This window comes from Citrobacter sp. TBCS-14 (assembly GCF_005280805.1).
Lineage (GTDB): Bacteria > Pseudomonadota > Gammaproteobacteria > Enterobacterales > Enterobacteriaceae > Citrobacter > Citrobacter gillenii.
Genome location: NZ_SZWM01000465.1, coordinates 1 through 211, shown reverse-complemented (window position 1 = coordinate 211; position 211 = coordinate 1). Strand labels below are relative to the sequence as shown.

1 protein-coding gene is annotated in these 211 nt (G+C 54.5%); it reads left to right on the top strand.

Features of this window, described 5'->3' with window-relative positions; all coding sequences use genetic code 11:
* A partial coding sequence (locus FDX22_RS31290; protein ID WP_255432961.1) for an efflux RND transporter permease subunit occupies window positions 1–211 on the top strand: 211 nt, incomplete at both ends.

The following is a 211-nucleotide window of genomic DNA, read 5'->3' as shown; positions in this document are numbered from 1 at the left end:
GCATCAGCATGGCGGATGTCGATAACGCCCTGTACAACGCCTTCGGTCAGCGGCTGATTTCAACCATTTACACCCAGGCCAACCAGTATCGCGTGGTGTTAGAACATGACATCAACAATACCCCTGGGATTGCTGCGCTGGATACCATTCGTCTGACCAGTAGCGACGGTGGCATAGTACCGCTCAGCGCGATCGCCAGTATTGAACAGCG